General features: G+C 73.2%; 16 protein-coding genes. 12 read left to right on the forward strand and 4 right to left on the reverse strand.

Going from position 1 to position 19,177, the window contains the following annotated elements:
• Positions 1–108: 108 nt before the first annotated feature.
• Complete coding sequence (locus SM447_RS02315) at positions 109–912, reverse strand: DNA-formamidopyrimidine glycosylase family protein (RefSeq protein ID WP_474571019.1); 804 nt, start codon at positions 910–912, stop codon at positions 109–111.
• A gap of 110 nt (positions 913–1,022) precedes the next feature.
• Here SM447_RS02315 and SM447_RS02320 point away from each other — a divergent pair, with 110 nt between their 5' ends.
• The gene (locus SM447_RS02320) at positions 1,023–2,225 is read left to right on the forward strand and encodes a hypothetical protein (protein WP_474571020.1); all 1,203 of its coding nucleotides are present in this window, start codon (positions 1,023–1,025) and stop codon (positions 2,223–2,225) included.
• Positions 2,226–2,313: 88 nt separating this feature from the next.
• On the opposite strand, the gene SM447_RS02325 is transcribed toward SM447_RS02320, so the two are convergent.
• Both SM447_RS02325 and SM447_RS02330 read right to left on the reverse strand, forming a co-directional pair.
• Positions 2,314–2,556: a CPCC family cysteine-rich protein gene (locus SM447_RS02325; RefSeq protein WP_474571021.1), complete on the reverse strand. Its 243-nt coding sequence runs from the start codon at positions 2,554–2,556 to the stop codon at positions 2,314–2,316.
• 26 nt (positions 2,557–2,582) lie between these two features.
• Positions 2,583–3,494 (reverse strand): SAM hydrolase/SAM-dependent halogenase family protein, encoded by a 912-nt coding sequence (locus SM447_RS02330; protein ID WP_474571022.1) that lies wholly within the window; start codon positions 3,492–3,494, stop codon positions 2,583–2,585.
• A gap of 194 nt (positions 3,495–3,688) precedes the next feature.
• Between SM447_RS02330 and SM447_RS02335 the strand changes: the two genes are divergently transcribed.
• Positions 3,689–4,327 carry a hypothetical protein gene (locus SM447_RS02335; protein WP_474571023.1) on the forward strand — a complete coding sequence of 213 codons (639 nt, stop codon included), beginning with the start codon at positions 3,689–3,691 and terminating at the stop codon, positions 4,325–4,327.
• 6 nt (positions 4,328–4,333) lie between these two features.
• Here SM447_RS02335 and SM447_RS02340 read toward each other — a convergent pair whose 3' ends face one another.
• Positions 4,334–8,905, reverse strand: coding sequence for an ATP-dependent helicase (locus SM447_RS02340; RefSeq protein ID WP_474571024.1), 4,572 nt, complete (start codon positions 8,903–8,905; stop codon positions 4,334–4,336).
• Between the two features lie 179 nt (positions 8,906–9,084).
• On the opposite strand from SM447_RS02340, the gene SM447_RS02345 reads away from it, so the two are divergent.
• The 10 genes from SM447_RS02345 to SM447_RS02390 all read left to right on the forward strand — a co-directional run bounded on the left by SM447_RS02345 (position 9,085) and on the right by SM447_RS02390 (position 19,142).
• Positions 9,085–9,462, forward strand: a complete 378-nt coding sequence (locus tag SM447_RS02345; RefSeq protein ID WP_474571025.1) for a hypothetical protein — start codon at positions 9,085–9,087, stop codon at positions 9,460–9,462.
• Between the two features lie 149 nt (positions 9,463–9,611).
• On the forward strand, positions 9,612–12,446 hold the full coding sequence (locus tag SM447_RS02350; RefSeq protein WP_474571026.1) for a Na+/H+ antiporter subunit A: 2,835 nt from the start codon (positions 9,612–9,614) through the stop codon (positions 12,444–12,446).
• Complete coding sequence (locus SM447_RS02355; RefSeq protein ID WP_474571027.1) at positions 12,443–12,907, forward strand: Na(+)/H(+) antiporter subunit C; 465 nt, start codon at positions 12,443–12,445, stop codon at positions 12,905–12,907. Before SM447_RS02350 ends, SM447_RS02355 begins: the two co-directional genes overlap by 4 nt.
• 37 nt (positions 12,908–12,944) lie before the next feature.
• Positions 12,945–14,447 (forward strand): Na+/H+ antiporter subunit D, encoded by a 1,503-nt coding sequence (locus tag SM447_RS02360; protein WP_474571028.1) that lies wholly within the window; start codon positions 12,945–12,947, stop codon positions 14,445–14,447.
• A complete protein-coding gene (locus SM447_RS02365) occupies positions 14,444–15,028 on the forward strand; it encodes a Na+/H+ antiporter subunit E (RefSeq protein WP_474571029.1) in 585 nt (194 codons plus the stop codon). Before SM447_RS02360 ends, SM447_RS02365 begins: the two co-directional genes overlap by 4 nt.
• Entirely contained in the window at positions 15,025–15,288 is a 264-nt protein-coding gene (locus tag SM447_RS02370; protein WP_474571030.1) for an MrpF/PhaF family protein, read from the forward strand. The genes SM447_RS02365 and SM447_RS02370 overlap by 4 nt, the downstream gene beginning before the upstream one ends.
• Positions 15,285–15,620 (forward strand): monovalent cation/H(+) antiporter subunit G, encoded by a 336-nt coding sequence (mnhG, locus tag SM447_RS02375; protein WP_474571031.1) that lies wholly within the window; start codon positions 15,285–15,287, stop codon positions 15,618–15,620. Before SM447_RS02370 ends, mnhG begins: the two co-directional genes overlap by 4 nt.
• 154 nt (positions 15,621–15,774) lie before the next feature.
• Positions 15,775–17,127, forward strand: coding sequence for a hemolysin family protein (locus SM447_RS02380; RefSeq protein ID WP_474571032.1), 1,353 nt, complete (start codon positions 15,775–15,777; stop codon positions 17,125–17,127).
• The gene (locus SM447_RS02385; RefSeq protein WP_474571033.1) at positions 17,124–18,191 is read left to right on the forward strand and encodes a hemolysin family protein; all 1,068 of its coding nucleotides are present in this window, start codon (positions 17,124–17,126) and stop codon (positions 18,189–18,191) included. Before SM447_RS02380 ends, SM447_RS02385 begins: the two co-directional genes overlap by 4 nt.
• Positions 18,192–18,200: 9 nt before the next feature.
• Positions 18,201–19,142, forward strand: coding sequence for a sporulation protein (locus SM447_RS02390; protein WP_474571034.1), 942 nt, complete (start codon positions 18,201–18,203; stop codon positions 19,140–19,142).
• Positions 19,143–19,177: the final 35 nt, after the last annotated feature.

The following is a 19,177-nucleotide window of genomic DNA, read 5'->3' on the forward strand; positions in this document are numbered from 1 at the left end:
CACTCCGGGTCGGCCGCGTGACCGGCCGTCCACCGGCTCCGAGCTGCCCGGACCATCGCGTGGAAGATGCAGGTTGGCGGCATGGCGGTCACGCGCGGGCGGGCTGGTTCAGCCCGGGTCGCCGGGCTGGCAGGTGGGGCACCAGTAGGTGACCCGCTCGCCCAGCTCCTCCTTGCGGATCGCGGTGCCGCAGCGGCGGCACGGCTGCGCCCGTCGCCCGTACACGTAGCTGGTCCGGCCGCGCCCGAGCGAGCCGGTGGTGCTCTGCGTCCAGCGACCCCGGTTGGCGGCCAGCAACTTCTGGGCCAGGGTCACCAGCCCGGCGAGGTCGGAGACGTCCCGCACCGGTGTGCGGGGGTGGACGCCGTGCAGGAACAGCACCTCGCACTTGTAGAGGTTGCCGACGCCGGCCAGGTTGCGCTGGTCGAGCAGGCCCACCCCGACCGGGATGTCCGGGTGGGCGGCGAGCCGGCGTACGGCCTCGGCCGGGTCCCAGTCGGCGCCGAGCAGGTCGGGGCCGAGATGCCCGACGAGGCGCTCTTCGTCGGCGGTGGGCACCAGCGCCACCTCGTGCAGGTGGTAGCCGACGGCGGTGGCGACGGCGGCCCGGAGCACCACCCGGATCAGGTGAGCCGGCCGCGCGGTCCAGCGTTCGCCCGGGGCGTACGCCCGCCAGGTGCCGTCCATTCTGAGGTGCGAGTGCAGGGTCCACCGAGCCTCGCCGGTGTCGGCGGGGGCGTCCAGCCGGAGCAGCAGGTGCTTTCCCCGGCTCGCGCTCTCGCGTACCGCCCAGCCGGTGAGGTCGGTGGTGGCCAATGACGGCACCCGGAAGTCACTGCCGGTCAGCCGGGCGCCGGCCAGCGCGCGTTCCAGGACGCGGGCGGTGTTCCAGACGGTGTCACCTTCGGGCACGGCACCATTCTCCCTCACCCGAGCGCAATTCACATGTATCGCTATTTGTATGGCACTTCTGTTCGATCTCCGGATATAGGCACTATCGGGGAGTTCTGAGGAGAATGTAGATGAATCATCCCCGCAGTTCCGTCCTGGCCCTCGTCCTGGCCACCGTCCTCGCCATCTCCCTACATCCCGGCTCCGCCTCGTCAGCCGCCCGGGCCGAACGGTGGAACGTCGACCTGTCGGTCGTCGACGCCGACGACGTCAACGTGCGGCACGCCCGTTCGGGCCTCCGGCTGGCCGACGCCCGCCCACCCGGTGCGCCCGCCCGGCGCAGTGCGGTCGCCGAGGGCATGCTGGTGGCCGCACCGCGTACCCTCAGCCGCCCGGCGACCCGGGTCCGCGCCCAGGCCACCGTCACCACCGGACCCGGCGCGACCGCGACCGTCCAGGTCCGAGGCTGGCGGGCGGCCGGCTGGACCGAGTGGCGGGACGCCGTGCCGGCGGCCGTCTTCGACCAGCCGGTCCGCCGGGTACAGGCCCGGGTGGTGCTCACCGGCAGCGTCTCGGGTGCCCGCGCCGAGGTCCGCGCCGTCCGGCTCACCGCCGACACCGTCGCCGTCACCACCGCCGCCACCCCCGGCCTCACCTACCGGGTGTACGCGACCCGGATCGGACTGGTCGGCGAGCTGACCGCCAACGGGCACACCGTCCGCACCCGGGACCACTTCGTGGCGCTGCCCTCACGGCGCGGACTTTCCCCGCGCAACACCGGCGACTACACCGTGCGGGTCTGCACCACCACCGGTAGCCGCTGCGAGTACGCCCCGGTCTGGGACGTCGGCCCGTGGAACACCCGCGACGACTACTGGAACCTGAGTGCGGTCCGGGAGAACTGGAAGGACCTGCCGCAGGGCAGGCCGCAGGCGCAGGCCGCCTACCAGAACGGCTACAACGGCGGGCGGGACCAGTTCGGTCGGGTGGTGCTCAACCCGGCCGGCATCGACCTCGCCGACGGGACGTTCTGGGACGGGTTGCAGTTGACCACGAACGCCTGGGTCGACGTGGCGTACCTGTGGACCGGCACCGGTCCCCGGGGGGTGGTCGGCGACGGCCCGCTGAACGTGCGGGCCGGACCCGGCACCGGCTACGCGTCCCGGGGCCTGGCCGCCCAGTACGCGAACGTGCCGATCCAGTGCTACGTGACCGGGCAGACCGTGGCCGGGCCGTACCGCACCACCAACCGGTGGAACCGCCTCGCCAGCGGGCAGTTCGTCAGCCACGCGTACATCTCGGCGGTCTGGGGTGGGTCGGTGCCCCTCTGCTGAGGCGGCACCACGAGCCGGGCCGGTTTCCTCCCCGGCCGGCCCGGTCCGCCGCGTCAGTCCCCGTCGACCGGTCGTCGTCGCGGCCGGCTCAGGGCAGTTCGTCCGGCCTCGGCGTACGCACCAGCTCCTGGTAGCGCGGATGGCAGGCGCCGTAGACGGCGAAGTTGAGTCGGGCGTGCGACAGGCTCAGGTCCCCGTTGGCCCCACCGCGTACCGCGTCCGCGTCGGCGTCACCCTGACCGTCATCTGTCCAGAAACAGACCGGGCAGGTGCCGCCACCGGTCCGGTACGCGCAGCAGGGACAAGCGGCGGGAACCCAGCGATCATCCACCTTGTCAACTTTCCGCAGTAGACGTTTCAGGCGTGTCGCCCGGGAGCGTCCCCCACGACGCCGGAACCCCGGACCCGCAGCAGCGTACCCGGGACGACCGCGAGCAGTGCGCCGGCGTGTCCACCGTTGACGGAGAGCGCGACGCGGCCGGCGGAGTCGACGTGCGCCACCAGGGAACCGACCGGGACATCGCCGAAGGTGCGCCCGTGCGTCGCCTCCCGCTCCCAGCCGCCCTCCGTCGGGACGCGGTCGGCGGCCGCGTCGGAGGTCGTCGGGTCGCCGGTCGCCGAACTCACCCGGACCCGCGCCGGCATCGGGTCCAGCAGCTCGGCCGGGGCGGCCAACTGGATGTTGCCGAAGTGGTCCACCGTCAGCACCTCGGCGACGAACCCGTCCGACAACCGGCGCACCACTGGTTCGGGCAGTCGTACCAGCGTCGCCGGGTCGACCGCCGGGCCGGCCCCGGCCAGCGGCGCACCCAGGGCCAGGCGGGCCGCGACCGGTGCGAAGACGTCCCGCCCGTGGAACGTGGCGGACACCCGTGGGGCCAGCCAACCCGGATCGGTCAGCTCCACCGCCCCGGTAACGCCGCCGAGCGCGTCGGCGGCGTCGAGGAGCAGGCCATTGTCCGGGCCCACCAGCAGGCCCCCGGGAGTGCTCAGCCCGACACCTCGGCGGGCCGTACCCACACCCGGATCGACGACGGCCACGTGCACCCCCGGTGGCAGGTGCGGCACGGTCTGGGCGAGCACGGTGCCGCCCCGGCGGACGTCGCCCGGCGGCACGAGGTGAGTCACGTCGATGACCCGTAGCGCGGGCGCGATGCGGGCGATCACCCCGTGGCAGGCCGCGACGAAGCCGTCGGCGAGGCCGTAGTCGGTGGTCAGCGAGACGACCTCGACCGGTGTCCGGTTCTGACGGGCGGCACTGCTGGTCACGGCACTGGATCGTACGCCCGCGGTCCCCGCCATGCGGGCGACGTCCCCGGGCCGGGACGCGCGAAGCCGGTGGGTCGGCTCCCGGCGCTGCCGTGGGTCCGATGTGTCCGGGGGCGCTGATGCCGGATAGCCGACAGCGTGGCTGACCGACCGGCCAGTGCCTGCGGCCGCTCCCGGTTGGGCAGACTGCGGTGGTGAGCCACCGGATCCTGCCAGCCGTCGCACTGCTCGTCGTCACCGTCGCCCTGGCCGGCTGCGGCGCGGACCGGGACGGGTCACCCGCCGCCGCACCGACACCGACCGTCGGCGTCCCGTCGGCGGATCCGGCCCCGTCGGACGGCGCGGACGCGGCGACGACACCGACCAGCGAGGCGAGCCCCGCGCCGGCACCGAGCGCCCCCGCGCCGGCCGCCTCGGGCAGCGCCGCGGCTCCGCCCGCGTCCCGACCGGCGGCCGGGCCGAACGCCGACGGCACCACCGAGCGGCGACCGCCGAGCCCGCCGCCGGTGCAGCTGCCCCCGCGTCAGGCCGGCGCACCGACCGGGCGGGAGGTCGTGGCGGCGTTCCGGGCGGCCGGGCTCAAGGCGGCCAACGCCCGGGATCGTTCGGTCGACTGTGGACCGGACGGGCTCGGGCTGGGCTGCTCCGAGCTGGTCGTGACCGACAACGTCGCCGTCTACGTCTTCCCCGACGAGAGCAGCGCCGGTGATCTGGCCGAACTGTGGAGCGGAGCCGCCTACCGCAGCGGCACCGTGGTGCTCAACTACCTCGAGGCACCGACTCCCGTGGCAGACCGTCCCCGTTACGAGAAGGCCCTCAGATCCCTCCGTTGACCAGCGTCAGGGGCGCAGGCGCAGGCCGCGCGGAGTGGTGCGGAAGCCGGCGGCGGTCAGGGCGTCGCGCAGGGGCGACGAGCGTACGGACTCCCCGTCGGCGCGTTCCACCGAGATCGGGCCCAGCGCCCCGGAGTGCACGGCGTCGGCCAGCGCCTTGCCGGCCGCGGCCAACGCCTCGACGTCGTCGGTGAAGGAGAGCAGCGTCCGACCGCCCCGCTCCACGTAGATGGCCAGTTCGCCCTCGACCAGCACGACCAGGGCGCCTGCCTTGCGCCCCGCCCGGTGGCCGGTGGCCGGTGGCGTCGTCGCGTCGCCGGAGTCGACCGCCCGCTCCGGCCAGGGCAGGGCCGCGCCGAACGGGTTGGCGGGATCGGTGGCAGCCAGCACCACGGCGGTCCCGCCCCGGGAGCGTCCATCGTCGAGCGACTCCGCACCGGCACGGATCCGGTCCACCGCACCGGGCACCGCGAACTGCGCCGCCCCCAACCCGTCGACGAAGTACCCCCGCCGGGCCGCGCCGCGCTCCTCCAACGCGGACAGCACCGGGTAGACGGCGGCGAAACCACCGGCGACCTGCTCGGCCATGACCGCGCCCCGGGTCAGCACACCATGTCGTTCCAGCAGGACGTCGGCGAGCGCGGCGGCGCGGCGGGTCGGGTCGGTGTCGCGCTCCGGCAGCCGGGACCAGCGTCCGGCCACCGTCGGCGGGCCACCCCGACCGGGCAACGCCACCCGTCCGGGACGCCGGTAGCGGCCCCGCGCGGCGGCCGGCCGCGCGCGGTGCGCGCCGCCGGCACCGAGGACCGCCCGCAGCGGCGCAAGGGTGTCGTTGGTGAGGTGACCGGCCCAGACCAGGTCCCAGATGACGGCGGTCAGCTCGGCGTCGTCGGTGGCCGCGACCCGGTCCGCGAGGGACCGGAAGAACAGCGCCTGCCCGGCGTCGAGGGCGTCCAGCACCGCGTCGTGCAGGGGGGTACGGGCGAGCGTGTCGTCCGGCACCGGAAGCAGCAGCGGAGCCGAGTCGGCGTACGCCAGGCTGACCCAGCCGTCTCCGCCGGAGATCGCTCCGGCGCCGGCCCACACCACCTCGCCGCTGGCGCACAGCTCGTCGAGCTGGGCGGGGGAGTAGTCGGCGACCCGGGCGGGCAGGACCAGCCGTTCCAGCGCCGAGGCGGGCACCGAGGCGCCCTGCAACTGCTCGACCGTCGCGGCCACCGCCTCGACCCCGCGAGCCGACGAGCCCACCTGCTGCCAGCGCGGCAGGAAGGTGGCCAGCGCCCGTGGTGGCACCGGTTCGATCTCCCGGCGAAGCGCGGCGAGGGACCGGCGGCGCAGCAGGCGCAGCACCTCGGCGTCGCACCACTGGGTGCCGGCCGTGTCCGGGGTGAACTCGCCGGAGACCACCCGCCCGGTGGCGGCCAGCCGGCGCAGCGCCTGCTCGACCACGAAGACCCCGAGCCCGAACCGTGCCGCGCAGCTGGCGGCGGCGAACGGGGCGTGGGTGCGGGCGTACCGGGCGACCAGGTCACCCAGCGGGTCGGCGACCGGTTCGAGGTACGCCTCGGCGACCCCGACCGGCAGGGCCACGCCGAGGGCGTCCCGCAACCGGCCGGCGTCCTCGACGCCGACCCAGCGTTCCTGCCCGGCGATGCGGACCCGCAGCACCCGTCGGGCGGCGGCCAGCTCGGTCAGCCATGCCTCGGGTGCCCCGCGCTCGGCCAGCTCGTCGGTGCTGAGGTCGCCGAGCTGCCGAAGCAGCTCGACCACGTCCTCGGCGTCGCGGGGACGCCGCTGCGCGGTGAGCCAGCGTAGCTGCCGTTCGGTCTCGGCGAGCACCGCCGGGTCGAGCAGCTCCCGCAGGTCGACGCGGCCGAGCAGCTCGCCGAGCAGGGCCGAGTCCAACGTGAGGGCCGCGGCGCGGCGCTCCGCCAGCGGAGCGTCGCCCTCGTAGAGGAAGGCGCCGACGTAGCCGAAGAGCAGCGAGCGGGCGAACGGCGACGGACGGGCGCTCTCCACCTCGACCAGTCGCACCCGGCGGCCGGCCAGGTCACGCATCACCTCGGTCAGGGCGGGCAGGTCGAAGACGTCCTGGAGGCACTCCCGCGCCGCCTCCAGGGTGACCGGGAAGTCGGCGTACTCGCGGGCCACGTCGAGCAGTTGGGCGGCGCGTTGCCGTTGTTGCCAGAGCGGCTGGCGGCGGCGCGGGTCACGGCGGGGCAGCAGCAGTGACCGGGCGGCGCACTCCCGGAACCGGGCGGCGAACAGCGCCGAGGTGCCGACCGACTCCTCCACCAGCTGGGTGATCTCCTCCGGATCGAAGGCCACCACGTCGGCACCCGGTGGGGTGTCGGCGGTGTCCGGCAGGCGTACCACGATCCCGTCGTCGGCGGGCAGCACCTGCGCGTCGACCCCGTAGCGTTCGGTGAGCCGTCGGCCGATGGCCAGCGCCCAGGGTGCGTTGACCCGGGCGCCGAGGACGCTGTGCACGGCGAGACGCCAGTCACCCAGCTCGTCGCGGAAGCGTTCGACCACCACCGTCCGGTCGTCCGGCAGCGCACGGGTCGCCGCCCGCTGCTCGTGCAGGTAGGCCAGGAGGTTGCCGGCGGCCCAGTCGTCCAGGCCGGTGGCCCGCAGCGTGGTACGGGCTGCCTCGGCGTCCTGCCGGAGCAGGGCCCGGACCCGGGCGCCGATGGCCCGGCCCAGTTCGACCGGCCGGCCCGGCTGATCGCCCTTCCAGAACGGCATCTTGGCCGCCTGCCCGGGCGCGGGAGAGACCAGCACCCGGTCCGGGGTGATCTCCTCGATCCGCCAGGACGAGGAGCCGAGCAGGAAGACGTCGCCGACGCGGGACTCGTAGACCATCTCCTCGTCCAGCTCACCGACCCGGGCGGCCCGCTCCGCACCGGCCAGGAAGACGCCGAACAGGCCCCGGTCGGGAATGGTGCCGCCGCTGGTCACCGCCAACCGCTGAGCACCCGGACGGCCGGTCAGCACGTCGGTGGCGCGGTCCCACACCAGCCGAGGGCGCAGCTCGGCGAAGGCGGTCGACGGGTAGCGGCCGGAGAGCATGTCCAGGACGGCGTGCAGCGCGGAGTCGGGCAGCTCGGCGAAGGGCGCGGCCCGACGGACCACGGTCGCCAGGTCACCGACCCGCCACTCGTCGAGCGCGACCATCGCGACGACCTGCTGGGCCAGGACGTCCAACGGGTTGCGGGGGTGGTGCAGCTCCTCGATGGCGGCCTCGCCCATCCGCTCGGCGACCACCGCGCAGGAGAGCAGGTCGCCGCGGTGCTTGGGCAGGACCACTCCCCGCGACACCGCGCCGACCTGGTGCCCGGCGCGGCCGACACGCTGGAGGCCGGCGGCCACGCTCGGCGGCGCCTCGATCTGTACGACCAGGTCGACCGCGCCCATGTCGATGCCGAGTTCGAGGCTCGACGTGGCCACCACGGCCGGTAAGCGGCCGGCCTTGAGCGCCTCCTCGATCTGCCGACGCTCCTCCCGCGAGACGCTGCCGTGATGGGCCCGGGCGATCACCGGTGGGGCGCCGGCGACCGCGCCGGCCTGGGCCATCATCTCGGCCGGCGTCCGGGGCGCCCGGGCGGCGGTGGGCGTCGCCGCCTCGGCCGTCTCGTCGGCGGCGAGCTCGTTGAGCCGGGCGCAGAGCCGTTCGGCGCTGCGGCGGGAGTTGGTGAAGACGATGGTCGAGCGGTGCGCCCGGATCAGGGCGAAGACCCGCTCCTCCACGGCGGGCCAGATCGACGCCGACCGTGGACCGTCGAGATCGTCCTCGGGTGCCGCCTGTTCGTCGAGACGGGTCATGTCCTCCACCGGCACCTGGACGCTGACCTCGATCGTCTTGGCGGTGCGCGGGGCCACCACGTCGACCGGGCGGGCACCGCCGAGGAAGCGGGCGCACTCGTCCAACGGCCGGACGGTGGCGGAGAGGCCGATCCGCTGTGCTGGGGCGGGCAGCAACTCGTCGAGGCGCTCCAGGGAGAGCGCCAGGTGGGCGCCGCGCTTGGTGCCGGCGACCGCGTGTACCTCGTCGACGATCACCGTCTCGACGCCGCGCAGCGAGTCACGGGCGGCCGAGGTGAGCAGCAGGAAGAGCGACTCCGGCGTGGTGATCAGGATGTCGGGCGGGGTGCGGGCGAAGGCTCGCCGCTCATCGGCGGGCGTGTCGCCGGTACGCATCCCGACGGTGATGTCCGGCGGGGGTAGGGCGAGCCGGGTGGCGGCCTGGCGGATGCCGGTGAGGGGGGCGCGGAGGTTGCGCTCGACGTCGACCGCGAGCGCCTTGAGCGGGCTGACGTAGAGCACCCGGCAGCGCCGCCGGGGGTCGGCCGGTGCCGCCTCGCGGGTCAGCCGGTCCAGCGACCACAGGAACGCGGCGAGGGTCTTGCCGGAGCCGGTGGGCGCCACGACCAGGGCGTGCCGGCCGGCGGCGACGGCGTCCCAGGCGCCGGCCTGCGCGGCCGTCGGCGCGGCGAACGCTGCGCCGAACCACTCCCGGGTCGCCGGGCCGAACCGGGAGAGCACCTGCTCTCCGGGGGTCGTGCTGGATTCCGCCACGACCCCATCCTGCCCCCGGACACCGACATTCGCCGACGTGAGTCAGGCGAGGTTTGTCTTGTTAAGGCGTTTAAGGGCCCTTGACCGTAGAATCCGTTAAGTCTCACTTAACTGCTTGCTCTTGAGGTGCAACATAAAGTAACTTCACCCGCGTCGTGTCGAGCGGTGGAGGGGGTCGGATGGCCGTCGAGGAGCGGAGTTCGGGATCCGGCACCGACGTCCTGATCCGCAAGGTCGACAGTCACGTCGCCATCCTGCGCGCCGGGCTGCACGGTCCGGAACTCGAGCTGGCCGAGCGACTCGCCGACTGCCTGCGGGAGCTGATCGTCTCCACCGCGCAGGCCAGCGCGGCCGACCGGGCCCAGGTGCGGGCCGCCGTGCACTACTTCGTCCTGCGCCGCGAGAGCCGGGGCCGGCTGTTGTCGGTGCGCTCCCTGGCCGCCGCGCAGCGACTGGTCAACCGGGCCGCCGCGCAGCTGGGCCGGCCGGACCTGGTCGTCGAGGGACGTGCGGGTCGCGGCGGGACCGCCGCGCCGGACGTCGCCGCGCACAGCTGATTCGGTCTTTCCCCATGTTCCGCCGCAATGACGGCGAAAGTGTATTCATTTCGGGAAAAGCACCCATACTGCGCTGAACTGTCGTCTGATCGCTGCTAGGCGCCCCCACCCCCGCAGGGGCGTCGCGGCCACCTCGACCGGGAGCGCGCGTGCTCGTACTGCTGATCCTGCACCTCGTGGCGGCCGTCGTGGCGCCACCGTTGGTCCGCCGGTGGGGTCCGCGTGCCTGCTACCTGCTGGCGCTGGTGCCGGCGTCCGCCTTCGGCTGGGCGCTGGTACGCACACCCGACGTGACCCACGGCGGTGCGGTGGTCGAGACGTACCCGTGGATCTCGGAACTGGGGCTGGACCTGGCCCTGCGGATGACCACCCTGTCCTGGCTGATGACCCTGCTGGTCGGTGGCGTGGGCGCGCTGGTGCTCGGCTACAGCGCCCGGTACTTCCCGCCCGACGCGCTCGGCAACTCGCGGTTCGCGGGCGTGATGGTCGCCTTCGCCGGGGCGATGCTCGGGTTGGTCCTCGCCGACGACCTGCTGCTGCTCTACGTCTGCTGGGAGCTGACCACGGTCTTTTCGTACCTGCTGATCGGGCACAGCACCGAGCGGAGGTCGAGCCGTTGGGCGGCGGCCCAGGCACTGACCGTGACCACCCTCGGGGGCCTGGCCATGCTGGTCGGGTTCATCATGCTCGGCCACCGCGCCGGCACCTACCGCTGGTCGGAGTTGGTGCAGCAGCCGCTGCCCGGCGGGGGCTTCCTGGTCGTCGCGGTGTTGCTGATCCTGCTCGGTGCGCTGTCGAAGTCGGCGGTGCTTCCGTTCACCTCGTGGCTGCCGGTGGCGATGGCCGCACCGACGCCGGTCAGCGCGTATCTGCACGCGGCCGCGATGGTGAAGGCCGGCGTCTACCTGCTCGGCCTGCTCGCCCCACTGCTCGCCGCGGTCGGCCCGTGGCGGCCGGTGGTGGTGATCGCCGGCCTGGCCACCATGGTGGTGGGCGGTTGGGCGGCGCTGCGACAGACCGACCTGAAGCTGCTGCTGGCACACGGCACGGTCAGCCAGCTCGGGCTGCTGACGGTGGTCATCGGGGCGGGCACCGCGGACGCCGCCCTCGCGGGCGTCGCCATGCTGCTGGCGCACGCGCTGTTCAAGGCGGCCCTGTTCCTCGTCGTCGGCGTGATCGACCACGGTGCCGGCACCCGGGACCTGCGCGAGCTGTCCGGCCTGCGCCGCACCGCACCGGTGCTGACCGGCGTGGCCGTCCTCGCTGCCGCCTCGATGGCCGGCCTGCCGCCACTGCTCGGCTTCGTCGCCAAGGAGGCCGTGTTCGCCGCCTTCGCCGAGCAACCGCTGGTCCTCACCGTCCTGGTCGCCGGCACCGTGCTGACGGTCGCGTACAGCATCAGGTTTATCTGGGGAGCCTTCGCCACCCGTCCCGGCGCCACCGACACCGACCTGGGGCGAATCGCGCCGACGCTGCTGCTGCCACCGGCCCTGCTGGCCGTCGTCGGGCTCGTCGCGGGCCCGGCCGCGGGAGTGCTGGATCATCTGCTCCGCCCGTACCCCGAACTCTTCGGCACCGTCGGGAAGCACCTGGCGTTGTGGCACGGCCTCACCCCGGCGCTCGGCCTGTCCATGCTGGCCCTGGCCGGCGGGACGGCGCTGTTCGCGCTGCGTGGCCCGCTGGCTCCGGTGCTGACCCGGCTGCGGTGGCCGATCAGCGGCCAGCGGGGCTACGAGTGGGTGGTCCACCGTTTCGACCGGCTCGCGGTGGATGTCACCAGCGTCACCCAGCGGGGATCGCTGCCGCAGTACCTCGGCGTGGTGCTGATCGTGCTGGCCGCGCTGCCGGGCGGGGCGGTGTTCCTCACCCGACCCTGGGCGCGGTCGCTGGACCTGTGGGCCACCCCCGCGCAGCCGGTGGTGCTGCTCGTGGTCTGCGTCGCCGCCGTGCTCGCCGTGGGTGCCACCCGGCGGCTGACCGCGATGCTGCTGGTCGGCATGACCGGCTACGGCACCGCCATGCTGTTCGTGCTCTACGGCGCGCCCGACCTGGCGCTGACGCAGTTCCTCGTGGAGACCATGACCATCGCGATCTTCGTGCTGGTGCTGCGTCGGCTGCCCGAGCGGTTCTCGATGCGGCCGTTGCGGCGCAGCCGCCTGATCCGGCGGACGATCGGGGTGGTGGTCGGCACGACGGTGGCCGCGCTGGCCGTCGGTGCCGCGGCGGCTCGGCAGGCCCGCTCCATCTCCGAGGACTTCCCCCACCTGGCGGTCGAGGAGGGGCACGGCCGCAACGTGGTCAACGTGACCCTGGTGGACATCCGTGCCTGGGACACCCTGGGCGAGGTGGCGGTGCTGGTGGCCGCCGCCACCGGGGTGGCGAGCCTGATCTTCCATCAGTCCCGCACCGGGCCCCGTCCCCGCCGGCGGGAGGTCGCCGGGGACGAGGCGCCGGCCGGCCGGCCGGTCTGGCTGCGTGGCGGGGCCACGCTGACCGAGCGACAACGCTCGATCGTGCTGGAGGTGGTCACCCGACTGATCTCGCACACCGCGGTGCTCTTCTCCCTCTACCTCCTCTTCTCCGGCCACAACGCGCCCGGCGGTGGCTTCGCCGGTGGGCTGGTGGCCAGCCTGGCGCTGACCATGCGCTATCTCGCCGGTGGCCGGTACGAACTGGTCGAGGCGGCACCGATCGGTGCCGGCACGGTGCTCGGCGTCGGACTGTTGCTGTCGGTCGGCAGCGGCGTGGTCTCCCTGGTCGCCGGCGGCACCGTGCTGAAGAGCACGACGATCGACCTCTGGCTGCCGCTGATCGGCCACTTCTACCTGGTCACGTCGCTCTTCTTCGACATCGGTGTGTACCTGGTGGTGATCGGTCTGGCGCTGGACGTGCTGCGCAGCCTCGGCGCCGAGGTGGACCGGCACATCGAGGCGGGGGGCGGAGCCGGCGGCGGGCTGGCCGGGCAACGGCGGGAGGCGCGATGAGGACCGCCGGAGCGAACCTGGTCTCCTTCGTCACGATCGGTGTGCTCGTCGGCTGCGGCGTCAGCCTGCTGCTGGAACGCAGCCTGAGCCGGATCCTGCTCGGCGTCATCCTGATCGGCAACGGCGTCAACCTGCTGATCGTCTTCGGCGGCCGGGCGGGTGAGCCGCCGGTGGTCGGTGTCGGCGACGAGGCGGCGATGAGCGACGCGCTGCCCCAGGCCATGGTGCTCACCGCCATCGTGATCACCTTCGGCTTCACCGCCTTCCTGCTGGCGATCAGCTACCGCAGTTGGTACCTGACCGGCGACGACGAGGTCCCCGACGACGTCGAGGACCGGCAGATCGTCCGCCGGGCCGCGCACCGGGAGGTCTCGGCCGCCGACCTGGCCGGCGAGCCGGCGGTCGCCGACCCTCAGCAGATCGACGCCCCGTCTCCGCACCGCGAGGAGGGTCCGGGATGAGCCGGTACGCGCGGGCGAGGCCGAACCGGAGGCGACGATGAGCGCCATCGTGCCGCTGCCGGTGGTGCTGCCGCTGCTGGGCGCCGCGCTGACCCTGCTGCTGGGCAGCCGACCGTGGGCGCAGCGTGCGGTCAGCGTCGGTTGCCTGAGCACCAGCCTGGTGGCGGCCGTGGTGCTGCTGGTGCAGGCGTACCGGCACGGACCGCTGGTGGTGCAGATCGGCGGCTGGCCGGCACCGGTGGGCATCGTGCTGGTGGCCGACCAGTTGGCCGCGCTGATGCTGGTGGTCAGCTCGGCGGTGACCCTCTGCGTGCTGCTCTACTCCATCGGGCAGGGCCAGGCGGAGGTCGGCGAGACGTCTCCGGTGGTCATCTTCCACCCGACCTACCTGGTGCTGACCGCCGGTGTGTGCAACGCGTTCCTCGCCGGTGACCTGTTCAATCTCTTCGTCGGCTTCGAGATGCTGCTCGCCGCGAGCTTCGTCCTGATCACCCTCAACGGCACCCCGCCACGCATCCGCACCGGCTCCACCTACGTCGTGGTCAACATCCTGGCGTCGATGATCTTCCTGACCTCGGTGGGCCTGGTCTACGCGGCCACCGGCACGCTCAACCTGGCTCAGCTCACCGCGCGGCTGGACGCGCTGCCGGACGGCATCCGCCTGAGTCTGCAGCTGATGCTGCTGCTGGCCTTCGGCATCAAGGCGGCCGTCTTCCCGTTGTCGGCGTGGCTTCCGGACAGCTATCCGACCGCTCCCGCACCGGTCACCGCGGTCTTCGCCGGCCTGCTCACCAAGGTCGGCGTGTACGCGATCATCCGGACCCAGACCCTGCTCTTCCCGGGGCAGCAGGCCGGGGAGCTGCTGATGGTGGCGGCCGGCCTCACCATGCTGGTCGGCATCCTCGGTGCGGTGGCCCAGTCGGACATGAAGCGGGTGCTGTCGTTCACACTGGTCAGTCACATCGGCTACATGATCTTCGGGGTGGGGCTCAGCACGGTCGCCGGGCTGGTCGGTGCCATCTTCTACGTGGTCCATCACATCACGATCCAGACCACTCTCTTCCTGATCTCCGGACTGGTCGAGCAACGGGCCGGCAGCACCGATCTGCGCCGCCTCGGCGGGCTCGCCCGGCTGGCGCCCCTGGTGGGCGTGCTCTTCTTCATCTCGGCGATGAACCTGGCGGGCATCCCGCCGTTCTCCGGCTTCCTGGGCAAGCTCGGCCTGCTCCAGGCCGGTGTCGCCGCGGGCGGGCCGCTGCCCTGGACGCTGGTGGCCGTCGGCACCGTGACCAGCCTGCTCACCCTCTACGTGGCGAGCCGGGTGTGGAACATCGCCTTCTGGCGCTCGCCCTGCGAGACGGTCGCCCCGACCGCACCGCTGCCGACGCTGATGGTGGGTGCCACGGTCGCCCTGGTGGCGCTCGGGGTGGGGCTGACCGTGGTGGCGGCTCCGCTGTTCGACTTGACCGGCCAGGCAGCGGCGGACCTGATCGAACGCACCCCGTACGTGCGCGCCGTGCTGCCCGGCGGAGCGTCATGACCGCCCCGACCGCCGCGTCCAACCGGCGGAGCCGGGTGGGCCGATGGCGTGACCAGCTGATCGCCTACGGCTGGCTGGTGCTGGTCTGGAACCTGTTCTGGGGGGAGTTCACCTGGGGCAACCTGGTGGGCGGGCTGCTGGCCGCGGCCGTGGTGCTGCTCTTCTTCCCACTGCCTCCGGTGAGCTTCGACGGCCGGCTCCGGCCGTGGCGTCTGCTGGTGTTCGGCGGCCGGTTCGTCGTCGAACTGGTCCGGGCCAGCGCCCACGTCGCCCGCATCGCGGTGCAGCCCGGCTTCACCCCGCGTTCGGCCATCATCGGCGTGCAACTGCGGGTACCCACCGATCTCAACCTGGCCCTCACCGCCGAGGTGCTCTCCCTGGTGCCGGGCACGTTGATCGTCGAGGTGGACCGGGACGCCGGAATCCTCTTCGTGCACGTGCTCGACGTGCGCGGACCCGCCGCCCTCGCGGGCAGCCGTGACCAGGTCCGGACCGTGGAGCGACGGATCGTCGAGGCGATCGGCTCCGACGCCGAACTGCGCCGGGTGCGTAGCGGCCCCGCTGACAAGGAGTCCCCGTGACCGTCTTCCTCGCCGTCGTCCTCACCAGCCTGCTGTCGGTGACCGCGTTGCTCGCCCTGCTCCGGCTCTACCGTGGCCCGTCGCTGCTGGACCGGGTCGTCGCCGCCGACATGTTGCTCGCCACCATGGTCGGCGCCGTCGGCGCGGAGGCGGCGGTCAATCGCCACGCCACCACACTGCCGGTGCTGGTGGTGCTCGCCCTGCTCGGCTTCGTCGGCTCCGTGTCGCTGGTCCGGTTCGCCGTCCGGGACCGGCCGTGACGCCGGGCGTCGTCGCCGACTGGCTCGGCGCCGTCAGCCTGGTCTCCGGCGCGCTGCTGAGCCTGGCCGCCGCCATCGGGGTGCTGCGTTTCCCGGACACGCTGAGTCGGATGCACGCGGCCACCAAGCCGCAGGTGCTGGGCGTGCTGCTGCTGCTGTTGGGCGTGGGCCTGCGCCTGCGCAGCCCGTCCGATCTCGGCATGATCGTCCTGGTCGGGGCGTTCCAACTGGCCACCGCCCCGGTCGCCGCGCAGATGATCGGTCGGGCCGCGTACCGCGCTGGGCGGGTGAACCGGGACCTGCTCGACGCCGACGAACTCGCCGACCGCTGACGCTCGGGTTGTCCCGGCACATCGGGCGAGCCCCGCTTCCGCGCCGGTAGAATGACCGCATGATCGACTCCTCTGCCCAGGAGGGCAGCAGTAGCCAGCCGGGTAGGCCCCGGCATCCCCACGCACCGACGGCCCCGGGAGCCCTGAGCCTCCCGTGTTGATCCTCGTCGGTCTTCTTCTGATCGTCTTCTTGACCGTCGCGACGGGTTACTTCGTCGCGCAGGAGTTCGGCTACGTCGCGGTCGACCGCGGCAAGCTCAAGCAGCGCGCCGCCGAGGGCGACCAGGCGTCCGCCCGGGCCCTGGAGGTCACCGGACGGCTGTCGTTCATGCTCTCCGGTGCGCAGCTCGGCATCACCGTGACCGCCCTGCTGGTCGGTTACGTCGCCCAGCCGTACCTCGGCGCCGGCCTGGCCGAGCTGCTCGGCGTGGCCGGCGTCTCCACCCGGGTCAGCCTGCCGCTGTCAGTCGCGCTGGCGCTGGTCCTCGCCACCGTGGTGCAGATGGTCCTCGGCGAGCTGGCCCCGAAGAACATGGCCATCGCCCGCCCCGAACCGGTGGCCCGGGCGTTGGCCCGGTCCACCCTGATCTACCTGGCCATCGCCGGTCCGCTGATCAAGCTCTTCGACAAGTCCGCGGTGCGGCTGCTGCGGCGGGTCGGTATCGAACCGATCGAGGAGCTGCCCAGCGGTGCCACCCCGGAGGACCTGGAACAGATCATCGCCGAATCGCGGCTGGAGGGGCACCTCGACGCGGAGATGTCGGAACTGCTGGACCGGGGTCTCGACTTCCGGCAACTCACCGCCGGTGAGGCCATGGTGCCCCGGGTCGACGTGCACACCGTGCGGGCGTACGAGCCGATCAGCCGGGTGGTCGAGCTGCTGGACACCGGCCGCTCGCGCTTCCCGGTACGCGGCGCGGAGGGCGTCGACGACCTGGTCGGCGTGATCGGCATCGCGGACGTGCTCCGGGTACCACCGGCCGAGCGCGCCACCACCATGGTCAGCGCGGTGGCCGTACCGCCGCTGCTGGTGCCGGAGACGCTGCCGCTGCCCACGGTGCTGGACCGGCTCCGCTCGGGGCACCGTCAGTTGGCCTGCGTGGTCGACGAGTACGGCGGCTTCGCCGGCGTGATCACGCTGGAGGACATCGCCGAGGAGCTGGTCGGCCCGATCCTGGACGAGGACGATCCGCCGGAGCGGGCCCCGGCTCGCCAGGATGACGGCTCCTGGGTGGTACCCGCCCGCTGGCGCATCGACGAGGTGGCCGACAGCACCGGCATCGCCCTGCCCGAGGGCCCCGAGTACGACACCCTCTCCGGGCTGGTCATGCGGGAACTGGGCCGGGTGCCGGAGGTCGGTGACCGGCTGGAGATCAGCCTGCCGGCCGACGGGGACAACGGCCGGGTCGCACCGCGCGCCCTGGTCGAGGTGCTCGCGGTCGACCGGCACGTGGCCGACTCGGTCCGTCTCCAGGTCACCGGCGGACGTGAGGAGGTGTCGGCATGAGCACCGGGTTCGCGCTGATCACCTCGGTGGTCCTGCTGGCGCTCAACGGCTTCTTCGTCGCCGCTGAGTTCGCCCTGGTGGCGAGCAAGCGGTACCGGCTGGAACAGGCGGCGGCCGGCGGCGGTCGAGCCGCCCGGGCCGCCCTCGACGGCGTACGGGAGCTGTCGCTGATGCTCGCCGGTGCGCAGCTCGGTATCACGCTGTGCACGCTCGGTCTGGGTGCGTTGGCCGAGCCGGCCATCGAGCGGCTGGTCGGCCCGCTGCTGCACGCCGTCGGCCTGCCCTACGGCGCCAGTCATGTGATCGCGCTGATCTTCGCCCTGAGCCTGGTCACCTTCCTGCACCTGGTGGTCGGCGAGATGGCGCCGAAGTCCTGGGCGATCACGCACCCGGAGCGCTCCGCGTTGCTGCTGGCCCTGCCGTTCCGGGCCTTCGCCCGGGTCGCCCGGCCGGTGCTGTCGGTGCTCAACGCGGTGGCCAACGCGATGCTGCGGCTGGTGAAGGTCAACCCGCAGGATCAGTTGGCCCAGGTGCACGGCCCCGACGAACTGCGGATGCTGCTGGAGCAGTCCCGCGAACACGGACTGCTCGGCGCCGCCCAGCACGAACTGCTCACCAGCATGCTGGAGTTGCAGGGCACGACGGTCGCCCAGGTGATGGAGCCGTTCGACCGGATGGTGACCGTGCGCCGGGAGGACCCGGTGGGCCGCATCGAGCAGGTCAGCCGGGACAGCGGCCGGTCCCGGCTGGCGGTGCTGGACGTCGCCGGTGACGTCTGCGGCCTGGTGCACGTGCGAGAGGCGGTGCGGGCCACCGCCGCCCGACCGGACGCCGTCGCGGCCGACCTGATGAACGACGCCATCACCCTTCCGGACACCGCCACCGTGACCGAGGCGGTGTCCGTGATGCGGGCCCGCCAGTCGCAACTCGCGCTGGTCAGCAACGGTGGTGGTCCGACCCGGCCGGTCGGCTTCGTCGCCCTTGAAGACCTGCTGGAGGAGGTCATCGGGGAGTTCGACGACGAGACCGACCCCATCCCGCGCGCGGTGCGCCGGCTCAGATAGGGGCAACGGGTGCGGCTGACGGGGGTGTCACCGGAATCGGGCGGAACGGGCCTGACGGTGCAGACCGCGCTGGCCAACCCGAGCACCCGTCCCGGCCTGCGACTGCCGGGGCGGGTGAACCTCATCGCCGGCTCCGTCGACGTGCCGGTGTTGCACGTCCGGCTCGGCCTGGTCAGCACGGTCGAGCCGGACGATCCGCAGGAACCCCGCCGGCTGGTGCAGTTCCACCAGGCCGAGGTGGCCGACGCCCTGGTGCTCCGGGCCGGACGGGCCCGGTCGATCCCCTTCGAGTTCCCCGTGCCGTGGGAGACGCCGGTGACCACGTACGGCGGGGTGCCGCTGCTCAGCCTGCGGATGGGACTGCGTACGGAGGTGGCGATCGAGCCCACTCTGGACCAGGGCGCCATGGTGCCGGTCTTCGTCCACCCACTGCCCACCCAGCAGCACGTGCTGGCCGCCCTGGGCACGCTCGGCTTCAGCGTCCGTCAGGCCGGGCTGGTCGACGGTCGGCTGCCCGGCGTGGAGCAGACCCTGCCCCTGCACCAGCGGTGGGGCTTCTGGGCCGGTCCGCTGTATGCGGGGCCGATCACCGAGCTGGAGGTGATCTTCGTGGCCAACTCCGCCGGTCTCGAGGTGATCCTCTGGTGCGACCGGCGGCTGGCGCTGGCCGGGATCACCCACACCAGCATCAGCCGATTCCGGATCTGGCACGTCGGTGCCGACCGGCGAGACTGGGTGAGCACCGTGGACGGCTGGCTGCGCGAGACGATCAACCGGCACGCCGCCGCGGCGGCGCACGCCGACTGGTCGGCCACCATCAACGAGTCGGCCCACGTCAGTCGCCCGCCCGATCGGCCGCTGCCACCCGGCTCCGGTTACGGCGGCGACGCGGGCGGCGCCGGTGTCGGTGGCGGTGAGGGCGGCGGCGGCGGTGGTGGTGGCGGCACGTGACGCCGGCACCGCAGTGGGCTCAGCTCACCCGGTGC

The sequence above is a fragment of the Micromonospora aridisoli genome (genome assembly GCF_056150025.1).

Bases quoted from the DNA above. Each gene is read 5' to 3' on its own strand.
- SM447_RS02320 (WP_474571020.1), top strand. From the start codon at position 1,023: ATGAATCATCCCCGCAGTTCCGTCCTGGCCCTCGTCCTGGCCACCGTC.
- SM447_RS02345 (WP_474571025.1), top strand. From the start codon at position 9,085: ATGGCCGTCGAGGAGCGGAGTTCGGGATCCGGCACCGACGTCCTGATC.
- SM447_RS02385 (WP_474571033.1), top strand. From the start codon at position 17,124: ATGAGCACCGGGTTCGCGCTGATCACCTCGGTGGTCCTGCTGGCGCTC.
- SM447_RS02365 (WP_474571029.1), top strand. From the start codon at position 14,444: ATGACCGCCCCGACCGCCGCGTCCAACCGGCGGAGCCGGGTGGGCCGA.
- SM447_RS02360 (WP_474571028.1), top strand. From the start codon at position 12,945: ATGAGCGCCATCGTGCCGCTGCCGGTGGTGCTGCCGCTGCTGGGCGCC.
- SM447_RS02355 (WP_474571027.1), top strand. From the start codon at position 12,443: ATGAGGACCGCCGGAGCGAACCTGGTCTCCTTCGTCACGATCGGTGTG.